This window comes from Isoptericola sp. NPDC019482 (genome assembly GCF_040632295.1).
Classification (GTDB): Bacteria; Actinomycetota; Actinomycetes; order Actinomycetales; family Cellulomonadaceae; genus Isoptericola.
This window is the reverse complement of the sequence record NZ_JBEYBQ010000016.1, coordinates 84,708-98,500: the sequence shown is the minus strand read 5'-3', so window position 1 is coordinate 98,500 and position 13,793 is coordinate 84,708. Positions and strand designations below refer to the sequence as shown.

The following is a 13,793-nucleotide window of genomic DNA, read 5'->3' as shown; positions in this document are numbered from 1 at the left end:
TCCCGATGGGCGCGATTTCGGGGACTATTCGGTTGCGAATAGTCCCCGAAATCGCGCTCACAACACCTGGGCGGGCGGTGGTCAGGGGCGCAGCAGCACCTTGGTGGCGCGGCGCTCGTCCATCGCGGCGTACGCCTCGGCGACGTCGGCGAGCGGCAGCTCGAGGTCGAACACCTTGCCGGGCGCGATCGCGCCGGACAGGACGTCGGGGAGCAGCGTCTCCATGTAGCGGCGGGCGGACGCCATGCCGCCCCCGATGGTGACGTTGCGGTCGAACAGGCGCCGCACGCTCAGCTCGGGTCCGCCGTTCGGGACGCCGACGAAGCCGACGCGGCCGCCGCCGCGCACGACGTCGAGCGCCGTGTCCATCGACTGCTTGGTGCCGACGCACTCCAGCGCGGCGTCGGCGAGGTCCCCGCCGAGCAGGTCGCGCACGGCCGCGACGCCCTCCTCGCCCCGCTCGGCGACGACGTCGGTGGCGCCGAACTCGCGGGCCAGGGCCGCGCGGTCGTCGTGCCGGCTCATCGCGATCACGCGCTCCGCGCCGAGCAGCCGGGCGCCGATCACGCCCGAGAGCCCGACGGCGCCGTCGCCGACGACGACGACGGTGTCGCCCGCGGAGACGCCTGCGGAGAAGGCCGCGTGGTACCCGGTGGACATGACGTCGGCGAGGGCGAGCAGGTGCGGCACCAGGCCCGCGGCCTCGAGCTCGGCCTCCGAGCGGCCCACGGGGAACAGGGAGTGCTGCGCGAGCGGGATGCGGACGCGTTCGCCCTGCGCGCCGTCGACCGGGTTCCCCCAGCGGTCCGTGGAGCCGAAGCCGGTGACGAGGTCGCACGCGGCGGGGTAGCCGGCGCGGCACGACTGGCACTCGCCGCAGCTCATGGTGAACGGCAGGACGACGAAGTCGCCCACCTGCGCCGACGTCACGTCGGAGCCCAGCTCCTCGACGACGCCGACCAGCTCGTGGCCGATGGGTCGGGGCTTCTTGACGGTCGTGACGCCGCGGTAGGGCCACAGGTCGGAGCCGCAGACGCAGGCGGCGACGACGCGGACCACCGCGTCGCCCGGGGTGAGGACGGTCGGGTCCGGGCGGTCCTCGATGCGGACGTCGCGGGGACCGTGGATGACGGCTGCTCGCATGGGTTCACGGTAGACGGCCGCCGCGCGGTCCGGGGACGACGACGGCGCCGCACCCCCCGGTGGGGTACGGCGCCGTCGTGGGGCCGGGGCGGTCAGTGACCGTCGTAGTAGCCGGTGTCCTTGGCGCGCTGGAACGAGCGCTCGATCTCGGCCTCGGCGTCGGCGCGGCCCACCCAGTGGGCGCCCTCGACGGACTTGCCGGGCTCGAGGTCCTTGTAGACCTCGAAGAAGTGCTGGATCTCCAGGCGGTGGAAGTCGGAGACGTCGTCGATGTCCTGCCGCCACGCGGCGCGCTGGTCGCCCAGGGGCACGCAGAGCACCTTGTCGTCGCCGCCGGCCTCGTCGCGCATGCGGAACATGCCGAGCGCGCGGCAGCGGATCAGGCAGCCGGGGAACGTGGGCTCCTCCAGCAGCACGAGCGCGTCCAGCGGGTCGCCGTCCTCGCCGAGGGTGCCCTCGATGAACCCGTAGTCGTCCGGGTAGCGGGTCGAGGTGAAGAGCATGCGGTCGAGGCGGATGCGACCGGTCTCGTGGTCGACCTCGTACTTGTTCCGCTGGCCCTTCGGGATCTCGATCGTGACGTCGAACTCCACTGTTCCTCCATGCTCGGGACGTGCTCGGGGAGATGCTTCGGACATGCTCGCTGCGGGCATGCTCGGTGCGGACGCCCTGTCAAAGTGTGCCATGTGCCCGCGCGTCCGCCCGGTGCGGTGCGGCGGCGTCGAACCGCGGACGGACGTGGGAAGATACGCACGGAGCGCGCCACGGGACCCGGGCTGTGACGATGCTCACGAACGGCTCACGAACAGCTCACGGGCGCGGGAGGACGAGATGGGGTGGCGGGCCAGCGTCGGCGCCACCGTCACGACGGTCGTCGTGCTCTTCAGCGGCTACCTCGTGGCGGACGCCCTCGACGTCGTCCCGGGCATGCTCACCACCGCGCCGCCGCCCGCGCCGGCGGCCCCCTTCCCGACGGCACCCGGCGCCACCACCGGCCCCACCCCCGAGCGTTCGCTGCCCGACCTTCCCTCCGACGCGCCCGAGCCCGCGGCGTCCGCGGTCGGCAAGCTCGTCACCGGGCTGGCGAAGGACGACCGCCTGGGCAAGCGGGTCGGCACGGTCGTCGTGGACGCGGCGTCCGGCGAGACGCTCGGCGCGGCCGCCCCGGACCGGCCGATGATCCCCGCCTCCACGCAGAAGCTCTTCACCGCGGTGGCCGCGCTCGCCGGCCCGGGCGGCGACACGACGCTCCCGACGACGGTGGTGCTCGACGACGAGACGCACCTCGTGCTCGTGGGCGGCGGCGACATGATGCTCGCGGCCGGCGCCGGCGACCCCGACGAGGTGAACGGGCGCGCGGGCCTCGGCGACCTCGCGGACCAGGTGGCCGCGCAGGTGCTCGACGCCGGGCAGGACACCGTGACCGTCGGCCTCGACGACACGCTGTTCTCGGGCCCGGCCGTGCCCGCCGACGTACCGGCCGCGGACGTGAAGGACGGCTACACCGCCCCGGTCGCCGCGCTCGCCGTCGACGTCGCGCGCACCACGGACGAGGAGTATGCGCCGCGGCAGAAGGACCCGGCGGCGGCGGCCGCGCGCACGTTCGTGAAGGCCCTGGAGAAGCGTGGCGTCACCGTGCGGGGCGAGGTCTCCCGCGAGGAGGCACCGGAGTCGGCGGAGGAGGTCGGCCGGGTGGAGTCCGCGCCCCTGCGCGACGTCGTCGGGGACATGCTGCGCCGCTCGGACAACGCCATCACGGAGGTGCTGGGCCGGATCGTGGCGATCGACGCGGGCGAGCCCGGCACCGGCACCGCCGCGATCGCGGCCGTGACGGCCCAGGTCGAGGAGCTCGGCGTCGACATGGCCGACGCCACCCTCGTCGACCTGTCCGGACTGGGCCGCGGGTCGCGGGCGACGCCGCGCCAGCTCGCCGAGGTGCTGACCCTCGCCGTCGACCCGGCGCACCCCGAGCTGCGCGACGTCGCCGACGGCCTCGCCGTCGCGGGCCTCAACGGCACCCTGCACGACCGCTACCCGGAGTCCAACCCCGGCCGCGGCTACGTCACCGGCAAGACGGGGAGCCTGCCGAAGGTCACCGGCCTGGCCGGCACGGTCGTCACGGCCGACGACCGGCTCCTGGTGTTCGTCACGCTCGCGGACAAGGTGCCCGAGGGCGGGTCGTACGGCGCGCGGGTGATCTTCGACAACTTCGCGGGGAAGCTCGCGGACTGCGGCTGCCGGTAGCCCGTGCCGGTGCTGCGGAGGGTGTGCCCGGCGATGGTTACCGTGGTCCCGTGACCACGCCAGCCCCCGCCGCCGAGCCCCTGCTGGACTGGACGGCGGCGGCGCAGATCGCCGCGCGGCTCGCGCGCCCGGGGGCCACGGCCCCCCGCGACGACCTCGACGCCCTCGTCGCCGGGCTGCGCACCGCGGCAGGGGACGCTGTCGGGCACGTGCTCGACGTCACGGGCATGACGCCGGCCACGCCGCGCGCGGCGGGCGTGCTCGGGGACGTGCACGTCGTCGACCGGGCGGGCTGGACCCGCGCCAACGCGCAGTCGATGCGGGCCATGACCGACCCCGTGATGGCCGAGGTCGCGGCGGGCGTGCCGCCCACGTCGGCGGCGGCTCGGCTGGCCGGCGCGGCGGAGGTCGGGGGCCTGCTCGCGCTGCTGTCGGGGCGGGTGCTCGGCCAGTTCGACCCGTACGGGGCCGGCCACGCGCCGGGGTACGGCCGGCTGCTGCTCGTGGCCCCCAACGTGCTCCAGGTGGAGCGTGCGCTCGGCCTGCGCCCGCGCGACTTCCGCCTCTGGGTGTGCCTGCACGAGCAGACGCACGCCCTCCAGTTCGCCGCCGCGCCCTGGCTCGCCGACCACCTGGTGGGCCGCGTCGGGGACCTGATGAGCGGCGTCACCCGCAGCTCCGTGGCGATGGCGCGCGCCCCGCTGCGGGAGAAGGTGGCCGTCGTGGGCCGCACCGTGCTGCGAGCGGTGCGCGGCGAGCTCGTCACCCCGCTCGACGGGGTCCTCGGCCCCGAGCAGCGCCGCGAGCTCGAGGAGATCACCGCCGTCATGGCCCTGCTCGAGGGCCACGCCGACGTGATGATGGACGCCGTCGGGCCGCGCGTCGTGCGCTCGGTGCGCACCATCCGCGCCCGGTTCGAGAAGCGGCGCGACGGCGAGGGCGCGCCCGCTCTCGACGTCGTGCTGCGGCGCGTGCTCGGCATGGACGCCAAGCTCGCGCAGTACCGCGACGGCGCCGCGTTCGTCCGCGCCGTCGAGGAGCGGGTCGGCCGCGACGGGCTCAACGCCGTCTGGTCCGAACCCGGCCACCTGCCCTCCGCCCGCGAGATCGCCGACCCGCGCGCCTGGGTGCGCCGCGTGCACGGCTGAGGCACGACGGTGGCCCGCGTCGACCCGGCGCTCGCGGCGGCCCGCGCGGCCGTGCGGGCCGAGCTGGGCGACCTCGCGGGGAGCGGGGAGCTGTCGCCCGGCGACCTGGTGCTCGTCGCGTGCTCCGGCGGCGCGGACAGCCTCGCGCTCGCCGCGGCGGCCGCGCTCGAGGCACCCCGGGTCGGCCGGTCGGTGCGCTCGACGGGGTTCGCGGTCCGGGTCGGGGCGGTCGTGGTGGACCACGGGATGCAGGCGGGCTCGGACGCCGTGGCGGCGACGGCGGCCGCGCGCTGCCGCGACCTGGGCCTCGACCCCGTGCTCGTGCGCCGCGTCCGGGTGGACGACGGGCCGGGTGCGGCCGGGCCCGAGGGCGCGGCCCGGGACGCCCGGTACGCCGCGCTCGACGCCGTCGCGCAGGAGGGCGGCGCCGTCGCCGTCCTGCTGGGCCACACCCTCGACGACCAGGCGGAGTCCGTGCTGCTCGGTCTGGCGCGGGGGAGCGGGGCGCGGTCGCTGGCAGGGATGGCGCGCCGACGGGGCCGCTACCTCCGGCCGTTCCTCGGCCTGCGCCGCACGCAGACCGAGGCGGTGTGCGCCGCCGTCGGCGTCGACTTCTGGACCGACCCCACCAACCTGCTGCCGGACGACGGCAGCCTGGACAGCGAGGGCGGCGCCGCCGTCCCTGCCCGCACGCGGGTGCGCGGCGCCGTCGTGCCCGTGCTGGAGGAGGCGCTCGGCCCGGGCGTCGTCGAGGCGCTCGCCCGCACCGCCGACCAGCTGCGTGCCGACGCCGACGCGCTCGACGCGCTGGCCGCCGACCTGCTCTCCGCGGCCACCGTCCCCGCCGCCGACCTGTCAGACCCACAGCCCACCGGGGTGCGCCAGGTCTCTGGCAACACCCTGGTGCTCGACGTCGGTCCCCTCGCGGAGGCGCACGCCGCGCTGCGCCGTCGTGCCCTGCGGTCGGCGGCGCTGGCCGTCGGCTGCCCGCCCGGCGCGACGACGGCGCGGCACGTGGACGCGCTCGACGCGCTCGTCGTCTCGTGGCGTGGGCAGGGGGCCGTCCACCTGCCGGGCGACGCCCGAGCGCTCCGCGCGTGTGGCAGGCTCTACCTGCGCCCCGCCGAGCCGCACCCCGCCGGGGCGGCGCACCCCCCAGCCCCAACCCCGCCCCTCGAGGAGTGACCGTGGACCAGTCGGACGTCGAAGGCGACCTCGCCAACATCCTGCTCACCGAGGAGCAGATCGGCAGCAAGCTCGACGAGATCGCCGCCCGGATCGATGCGGACTACGCGGGCCAGGACCTGCTGCTCGTCGGCGTCCTCAAGGGCGCCGTCATGGTCATGGCGGACCTCGCGCGCCGGCTCCACCACCCGGTCCAGATGGACTGGATGGCGGTGTCCTCGTACGGGTCGGGCACCAAGTCGTCCGGCGTCGTGCGCATCCTCAAGGACCTCGACGCCGACCTCACCGGGCGCAACGTGCTCATCGTCGAGGACATCATCGACTCCGGCCTGACGCTCTCGTGGCTCGTCGCGAACCTGCGCTCCCGCGGACCGGCGTCGGTGGAGATCGCGACCATGCTCCGCAAGCCCGACGCCGCGAAGGTGGACGTCGACGTGCGCTACGTCGGCTTCGACATCCCGAACGAGTTCGTCGTCGGCTACGGCCTCGACTACGCCGAGAAGTACCGCAACCTGCCGTTCGTCGGCACGCTCGCGCCGCACGTCTACAGCTGACCGGCCGCCGACGGCCCGCCGACGAACGGCGTCGCGCCCTGGGCGAACACCCACGGTTCGTCCACACTCGGCGTGTAGCGTCGTGAACCACACGTTGCCCGACGGAAGGGAAGCGGGGAACCGTCCCCGTCGCCGATGAACATCAAGAAGATCCTGAGCGGCCCGATCATCTGGATCGTGGTCGGCCTGCTGCTCGTCTCGCTGGCCTTCAGCGCGTTCAACACCGAGCGGGTGTCGCGGATCGAGACCTCCCAGGGCCTCGAGCTGCTCGCCGGCGACACGGTCGACCACGCCCTCATCGTGGACGGCGAGCAGCGCGTCGAGCTGGAGCTCAGCGAGAAGTACGTCACCGGTGCGGGCACCGAGAGCGAGCAGGACCACGGCACGAAGGTCGAGTTCTTCTACGTGGCGCCGCAGGGCGACGCCGTCGCGACGGCCGTCGAGAAGGCGGATCCTGCGAAGGGCTTCGACTCCGAGAACCCGCAGCCCAGCTTCTGGAGCTCGATCCTCGGGTTCATCATCCCGTTCCTGCTCATCGGCGTCGTGTTCTGGTTCATCCTGTCGAGGGCGCAGGGTGGCGGGCGCAACGGCGTCATGGGCTTCGGCAAGTCCAAGGCCAAGCTCATCAGCAAGGACATGCCGCAGGTGACGTTCGCCGACGTCGCCGGCGTGGACGAGGCGGTCGAGGAGCTCCACGAGATCAAGGAGTTCCTGGAGGACCCGGCGAAGTTCCAGGCCGTGGGCGCCAAGATCCCCAAGGGCGTGCTGCTGTACGGCCCGCCCGGCACCGGCAAGACCCTCCTCGCGCGCGCCGTCGCCGGCGAGGCCGGGGTGCCGTTCTACTCGATCTCCGGCTCGGACTTCGTCGAGATGTTCGTCGGCGTCGGCGCCTCCCGGGTGCGCGACCTGTTCGAGCAGGCGAAGAACAACTCGCCCGCGATCATCTTCGTCGACGAGATCGACGCCGTCGGCCGCCACCGCGGCGCCGGCATGGGTGGCGGGCACGACGAGCGCGAGCAGACGCTCAACCAGATGCTCGTCGAGATGGACGGCTTCGACGTCAAGACGAACGTCATCCTCATCGCCGCCACCAACCGGCCCGACATCCTCGACCCGGCGCTGCTGCGGCCGGGCCGCTTCGACCGCCAGGTGGCCGTCGAGGCCCCGGACCTCAAGGGCCGCGAGCACATCCTCAAGGTGCACGCGCAGGGCAAGCCGATGGTCGAGAGCATCGACCTGGCCGTCGTCGCGCGCCGCACGCCCGGCTTCACGGGTGCGGACCTGGCGAACGTCCTCAACGAGGCCGCGCTGCTCACCGCGCGCAGCGGCGCCCAGCTGATCGACGACCGCGCGCTGGACGAGGCCATCGACCGCGTCATCGCCGGCCCGCAGAAGCGCACCCGCGTGATGAAGGTCAAGGAGCAGAAGATCACCGCGTACCACGAGGGCGGCCACGCCCTGGTCGCGGCGGCGATGCGCTACACGGACCCCGTCACCAAGGTGACGATCCTGCCGCGCGGCCGGGCCCTCGGCTACACGATGGTCATGCCGATGGAGGACAAGTACTCCACCACCCGCAACGAGCTGCTCGACCAGCTGGCGTACGCGATGGGCGGCCGCGTGGCCGAGGAGATCGTCTTCCACGACCCGACCACGGGCGCGAGCAACGACATCGAGAAGGCCACGGCGACCGCGCGCAAGATGGTCACCGAGTACGGCATGAGCGAGAAGGTCGGCGCGATCAAGCTCGGCAGCGGGTCCGGCGAGCCGTTCCTGGGCCGCGACATGGGCCACCAGCGCGACTACTCGGAGGCCGTCGCCGGCACCGTCGACCACGAGGTGCGCAAGCTCGTCGAGGCGGCGCACGACGAGGCGTGGCAGGTGCTCACCCAGTACCGCGACGTGCTCGACGACCTGGTGCTGCGCCTGCTGGAGAAGGAGACGCTCAACCAGGCGGAGCTCGCCGAGGTGTTCGCCCCCGTCGTCAAGCGCGAGCCGCGCGACGTGTGGCTGTCCAGCGAGCAGCGCACGGTGCACACGCGCGGCCCGATCATGACGGACGCCGAGCGCGCCGCGTCCAACGGCAACGGCCAGGCCGTGGTGCCGCAGGACGAGGCCGCCATCGTGGGCAACGAGAACGACCTGCAGGAGGCCGGGCCGGGCGTCGGCACGGACACCGAGCCGCCGGCGGCGGGAGACCACCGCTGACCGGTCGGTGACCGGAGCAGCGGCGACGGGGAGAGAACGCCCATGCAGTTCGTCGGACTGACGCGGTTCAACCTGGTGACCTCCCAGACGCTGCGCCACTTCAAGGCCACGGAGCAGCTGTCCCTCGCCGAGGCCAAGCGGCTCATCCTCGATCGCGACGTGCTCGCGGCCAAGCTGTCGACGTTCGAGAACTTCTGCCTGCCCACGTACCGGGCGCTCGCCGAACGGGACGGTCGGTCGCACGGTCTGGTGCTCGTCAGCCACGATCTTCCGGAGCCGTACCGGGGCAGGTTGTTCGACCTGTGCCGGACGGTGCCCCGTCTGCGGGTGCTCGAGTTCCAGGACGACGACACCCTCAGCGACCGGGTCGACCCGGTCCTCGCGGACATCGCATCGGGCGAGCGCCTCTTCAGCTATCGCTACGACGACGACGACGTGCTGTCCGTGGACTTCCTGGAGCGTGTCGAGAAGATCTGCGAGACCGCGCCGGACGGCACCGCCATCTCGATGAACAAGGGGTTCTCCGTCGCCCGTCTGGACCAGGACACCTTCGGGGTCTACGAACAGCACTACCCGCTGAACGCCTACGGGCTGGGCGTCGTGGTGGACGGCGCACAGCCCCGGAACGTCTTCGACTTCGGCAGGCACGACGTGCTGGGCGCGTCGGTGCACCACGACGTGGACAACCCGAGCTGGATCGCCTTCCGCCACGGGTTCAACGGCAGCCAGGTCAGAGGGACCGAGCTGAACCGGCTGAGGAAGCTGGCCGACAGCCGACGATCCGGCGACCAGGCCGTCGAGCTGTTGCGGGAGCACTTCCCGCACGTGGAGCTCGCCGGGCTGGAGGAGCTCCCGGTGCTGCCCGTCCACGAGATCCTCGACCGGATCGCTCGCAGCGCGCTGCGGCGCAACCGCGTGGTCGAGGCCGAGCTGACGACGACGCGTCAGGCGCTCGCCCGGACGCGGGACGAGCTCCGAGCCGTCAGGGCGTCCCGGTCGTTCCGGCTCGCCCGTGCGATCGCCGACACGCGCAGCCTCCGGTCCGTGGTGACGTTGCCGCGACGGGTGTGGGCCGCGGGCCGCCCACCCACCGTTCCCGTCGAGCCCTGAGCGACGCCCGCTGACCGCGGCACCTCACGCGGGATAGGCTCGTCGCCGAGCGCCTCCACCCCTGACCAAGGATCCTGATGAGCGAGTCCACGATCAACCGCGCCGTCTCCGAGCCGGAGCGACGCGCCGTCGACGTCCCCCCGTACGACGAGGCCCGCGCCGAGGCCGCCGTGCGCGAGCTGCTGCTCGCGGTCGGCGAGGACCCGGACCGGGAGGGGCTCAAGGAGACGCCGGCGCGCGTGGCCCGTGCGTACCAGGAGATCTTCGCGGGGCTCCGGCAGGAGCCGGAGAACGTCCTGACCACCACCTTCGACCTCGGCCACGAGGAGATGGTGCTGGTCCGCGACATCGAGGTGTACTCGACGTGCGAGCACCACCTGGTGCCGTTCCACGGGGTGGCGCACGTGGGTTACATCCCCAACACGGACGGGCGGATCACCGGCCTGTCGAAGCTGGCGCGGCTCGTCGAGGTGTACGCCCGCCGCCCGCAGGTCCAGGAGCGCCTCACGACGCAGGTCGCGGACGCGATGGTGCGCATCCTCGAGCCGCGCGGCGTGCTCGTGGTGGTGGAGTGCGAGCACCTGTGCATGTCGATGCGGGGGGTGCGCAAGCCCGGCTCGCGGACCGTCACGTCGGCGGTGCGCGGCATCATGCAGAACGCGTCCACGCGCGCCGAGGCCATGAGCCTCATCACGGGACGGTGACCCGGGCATGACGGCGCACCCGCGCGACGCGGTGGTCGCCGGGCTGCCGGAGCTGTCCGGCGTGGGCCGGTGCCTCGTCATGGGCGTCGTGAACATCACGCCCGACTCGTTCTCCGACGGCGGTCGCTGGTTCGACGCCGACGCGGGCGTGCAGCACGGCCTCGACCTGCTGGCCGAGGGCGCGGAGATCCTGGACGTGGGCGGCGAGTCGACCCGGCCGGGCTCGGCCCGCGTGGACGAGGCGGAGGAGCTGCGGCGCGTGGTCCCCGTCATCGAGCGGCTCGCCGCGCACGGCGCCGTGGTGTCGGTGGACACGACCCGCGCGTCGGTCGCCGAGGCGGCGGTCGCGGCGGGCGCGCGGATCGTCAACGACGTCTCGGGAAGCTACGCCGACCCGCGCATGGGGCACGTGGTGGCGGAGACGGGCGTGGCGTACGTCGCGATGCACTGGCGCGGCCACGCGGACGTCATGGACAGCCTCGAGGTGTACGACGACGTCGTCGTGGAGGTGCGCGACGAGCTCGCGGCCCGCATGGACGCCCTGGTCGCGGTGGGCGTGGACCCGGAGCAGCTCGTGCTCGACCCGGGCCTGGGCTTCTCGAAGGCCGGGGTGCTGAACTGGCCGATCCTCGCGCACCTGGACGCCCTGCACTCGCTCGGCCGGCCGGTGCTCGTGGGCGCGTCGCGCAAGCGCTTCCTGGGGCACCTGCTCGAGGGCACGCGCGGCCTGTCCACCGACGAGCCCGCCCCGCCGCTCGAGCGCGACGACGCCACCGCCGCGATCTCCGCGCTGTCCGCCGCCGCCGGCGCGTGGGCGGTGCGGGTGCACGCCGTGCGGGCCAGCGCGGACGCCGTCCGGGTCGCGGACGCCTGGACGTCGGCGTCCCGCGACGTGTTGGATGCCGGGATGACCGCACCGGCGCACCACACCCGAGCCGTGGGCGGGGCAGCAACCGCCGCTGATGAGGAGGGCACCTCGTGACGTTCGCCGCAGCCGTACCGGGACCGGACGGACAGCCGCTCGACCAGATCCGCCTCGCCGGCGTCACCGCGACGGGGCACCACGGGGTGCTCGCGCACGAGCGCGCCGACGGCCAGGTCTTCAGCGCCGACGTCGTGCTGCACCTGGACACCCGCGCCGCCGCGTCGTCGGACGACCTCGGTCGGACCGTGAGCTACGCGGACGTCGCCCAGGACGTGCACGACGTCCTCGCGGGCTCCCCGGCCGACCTCGTCGAGACCGTCGCCGAGCGGATCGCCGCCGTGGTGCTGAGCCACGCGGCCGTGCAGGCGGTCGACGTCCGCGTGCACAAGCCGCAGGCGCCCATCCCGGTGCCGTTCGACGACGTCGCGATCGTCGTGCGCCGCGACCGCGCTCGCATGCCCGTGGTCGACGCCACCCCGGCGGACGAGCCCGCCGAGGCCGCGGTTCCCGTCGCGGCGGCCGTGCCCGTCCCGCCGCTCGAGCCGGCCGAGGTGCACGCGCCCGTCCCGCCGGCGCCGGTCGAGGCCGCGCCGGTCGAGCCCGCCGAGGCCGCGGCGCCCGCAGAGGCGCCCGCGCCGCCCCCGGCGGACCCGCTGGACGCCACTCCCGCCGAGCCGGTCGACGCCGTGCTCGCGCTCGGGGCGAACCTCGGGGACGCGCAGGTCACGCTGCGCCAGGCGGTGACGGACGTCGACCGCCTGCCGGGCGTCCAGGTCATGGAGGTCTCGCCGCTCGCGCGCACCGCCGCGGTCGGCGGTCCCGAGCAGCCCGACTACCTCAACGCCGTGCTCGTCGTGCGCACCACGCTGTCGCCGCGCGACCTGCTGCGCAGCACCCAGCAGGTCGAGTCCCAGCACGGCCGCGTCCGCGAGGAGCGCTGGGGACCCCGCACGCTCGACGTCGACATCGTGCAGTACGGCTCGCTCGTCGCGACCGCGCCCGACCTCGAGCTGCCGCACCCCCGCGCGAAGGAGCGGGCCTTCGTGCTCGTGCCGTGGGCGGAGGTGGCCCCGGACGCGCTGCTCGGCGGGCCCGGCGGTGGCCCCGTCGGGCAGCTCGCGGTGACCGCCCCCGACCGCGCCGGCATCCGATGGCTCGCGCTCGACTGGCTGACCGGGCCGACGCAGAGCACCGGCCAGGTCTCCGCCGTGGCGGCCGACGCCGCGCCGTCCGCCCCGGTGCCGCAGTCCGCGCCCGCGCAGCAGCCGGCCCAGGAGCCCGCCGACGACGCGCCGGCGCCGTACGCCCCCGAGGCCTACGCCGCTGAGCCGTTCGGGGCGGAGACCCCGACGCCGGAGCAGTACACGCCGGAGCAGTACACGCCGGAGGCGTACGTGCCGGAGCAGTACGCCCCGGAGAGCTACGCCGCGCCCGCGCAGCCCGCCGAGCCCTCGTCGGGCGGCAGCCCGGTCGTGGAGCCGTACAGGCCGGAGCAGTACACCTCGGAGCCCTACACCCCGGAGCAGGACGTCCCGGCACCGCCGACGGTCGAGCCCTCGGTCGTGGAGCCGCCGGTCGTCGAGCCGCCGGCCTTCCCGGAGCCGCGGCGCGAGGACCCGCCCGCGCCGGACGCGCGCGCCGTCCTGCCCGACCCGTTCGGGCCCGACCCGGACCAGCCGGTCATGCCGCGGCCGTTCGCTCCCGTCGGGTCGCCCGCGCCGACCCCCACGCCGAGCCACACGCCGAGCCACACCGAGCCCCGCGGCGACGCGCCGGAGGCGGGCCCGCACGCGCCGGTCCCCGCGAGCCCCTTCCCCGCGCCGGCGGACCCGGTGGAGCGGTCCTCGGGCCCGACGGCGCCGCCCGCGGTGTCGTCGTTCGCGCCGCCGGCGGCTCCCGCGCGGCACGAGCCGGTGCCGCCGGCCCCCGCGCCCGCCGCCGAGCTGCCGGCCTACCCGGACCCGTTCGCCCCGCTGCCGGAGGCACACCCCGGCCCGCTGCCCGGTCACGCCGGCCCGCAGGAGCGGTTCGGGGAGGACGGCCGCTGAGATGCGCCGCACCTCCGTCCGCCTGCTCGTCGCCGTCGCCGCCGCGGTGGCGGTCGGCGGCGCCGGGCTGCTCCGGCTGCTCGAGTCGCGCGGTGTCTACCTGCCCACGGTCGCGTGGGTGGAGGACGTCGCGATGCTCGCGCTGGCGGGCGTCATCTTCTGGATGGGCTGGGCGGTGCGCGCGTACCAGAAGGGTGACCGGCCCGACCTCGACCCCCTGCGCGCGGCCCGCACCTTCGTGCTGGCCAAGGCCGGGGCGCTGACCGGCGCGCTGCTCGCCGGGCGGTACGTCGCGAGCGTGCTCGTCGTGCTGGGGCAGCTGCAGATCGAGGCGCGCCGCGACCAGGCGGTCGCCGCCGGCATCGCGGCGGCGTGCGCGGTGGTGCTGTGCGTGGTGGGGCTGGTGGTGGAGAAGTTCTGCCAGCTGCCGCCGTCCGACGACAGCGACGGCGGGGACACCGAGGAGCACGCGGACCCCCTGCCGTCGTGACCCTGCCGTCGTGACCCGCGGCCCCGGCATGGTC

At 74.6% G+C, this 13,793-nt stretch carries 12 protein-coding genes; 10 read left to right on the top strand and 2 right to left on the bottom strand.

Annotated elements, in window-relative coordinates; genetic code table 11:
• Positions 1-81: 81 nt before the first annotated feature.
• Complete coding sequence (locus tag ABZ493_RS12590; RefSeq protein ID WP_430582504.1) at positions 82-1,143, bottom strand: alcohol dehydrogenase catalytic domain-containing protein; 1,062 nt, start codon at positions 1,141-1,143, stop codon at positions 82-84.
• Between the two features lie 92 nt (positions 1,144-1,235).
• Positions 1,236-1,736 (bottom strand): inorganic diphosphatase, encoded by a 501-nt coding sequence (locus ABZ493_RS12585; RefSeq protein ID WP_416344998.1) that lies wholly within the window; start codon positions 1,734-1,736, stop codon positions 1,236-1,238.
• Between the two features lie 238 nt (positions 1,737-1,974).
• On the opposite strand from ABZ493_RS12585, the gene dacB reads away from it, so the two are divergent.
• The 10 genes from dacB (at position 1,975) to ABZ493_RS12535 (ending at position 13,759) form a co-directional block, all read left to right on the top strand.
• Positions 1,975-3,387, top strand: coding sequence for a D-alanyl-D-alanine carboxypeptidase/D-alanyl-D-alanine-endopeptidase (gene dacB / locus ABZ493_RS12580; RefSeq protein WP_430582503.1), 1,413 nt, complete (start codon positions 1,975-1,977; stop codon positions 3,385-3,387).
• Positions 3,388-3,437: 50 nt separating this feature from the next.
• Positions 3,438-4,535 (top strand): zinc-dependent metalloprotease, encoded by a 1,098-nt coding sequence (locus ABZ493_RS12575; protein ID WP_430582502.1) that lies wholly within the window; start codon positions 3,438-3,440, stop codon positions 4,533-4,535.
• Positions 4,536-4,544: 9 nt separating this feature from the next.
• The gene (gene tilS / locus ABZ493_RS12570; RefSeq protein ID WP_430582501.1) at positions 4,545-5,720 is read left to right on the top strand and encodes a tRNA lysidine(34) synthetase TilS; all 1,176 of its coding nucleotides are present in this window, start codon (positions 4,545-4,547) and stop codon (positions 5,718-5,720) included.
• Between the two features lie 2 nt (positions 5,721-5,722).
• Positions 5,723-6,274, top strand: a complete 552-nt coding sequence (hpt, locus tag ABZ493_RS12565) for a hypoxanthine phosphoribosyltransferase (RefSeq protein WP_430582500.1) — start codon at positions 5,723-5,725, stop codon at positions 6,272-6,274.
• A 135-nt stretch (positions 6,275-6,409) separates the two neighbouring features.
• A complete protein-coding gene (ftsH, locus tag ABZ493_RS12560; RefSeq protein WP_430582499.1) occupies positions 6,410-8,482 on the top strand; it encodes an ATP-dependent zinc metalloprotease FtsH in 2,073 nt (690 codons plus the stop codon).
• Between the two features lie 42 nt (positions 8,483-8,524).
• Positions 8,525-9,592, top strand: coding sequence for a glycosyltransferase (locus tag ABZ493_RS12555; protein WP_430582498.1), 1,068 nt, complete (start codon positions 8,525-8,527; stop codon positions 9,590-9,592).
• A gap of 77 nt (positions 9,593-9,669) precedes the next feature.
• A complete protein-coding gene (folE, locus tag ABZ493_RS12550; protein WP_430582497.1) occupies positions 9,670-10,296 on the top strand; it encodes a GTP cyclohydrolase I FolE in 627 nt (208 codons plus the stop codon).
• 7 nt (positions 10,297-10,303) lie between these two features.
• Positions 10,304-11,278, top strand: a complete 975-nt coding sequence (gene folP / locus ABZ493_RS12545; protein WP_430582496.1) for a dihydropteroate synthase — start codon at positions 10,304-10,306, stop codon at positions 11,276-11,278.
• The gene (gene folK / locus ABZ493_RS12540; RefSeq protein ID WP_430582495.1) at positions 11,275-13,269 is read left to right on the top strand and encodes a 2-amino-4-hydroxy-6-hydroxymethyldihydropteridine diphosphokinase; all 1,995 of its coding nucleotides are present in this window, start codon (positions 11,275-11,277) and stop codon (positions 13,267-13,269) included. Before folP ends, folK begins: the two co-directional genes overlap by 4 nt.
• Position 13,270: 1 nt before the next feature.
• On the top strand, positions 13,271-13,759 hold the full coding sequence (locus tag ABZ493_RS12535) for a DUF3180 domain-containing protein (protein ID WP_430582494.1): 489 nt from the start codon (positions 13,271-13,273) through the stop codon (positions 13,757-13,759).
• Positions 13,760-13,793 lie beyond the last annotated feature (34 nt).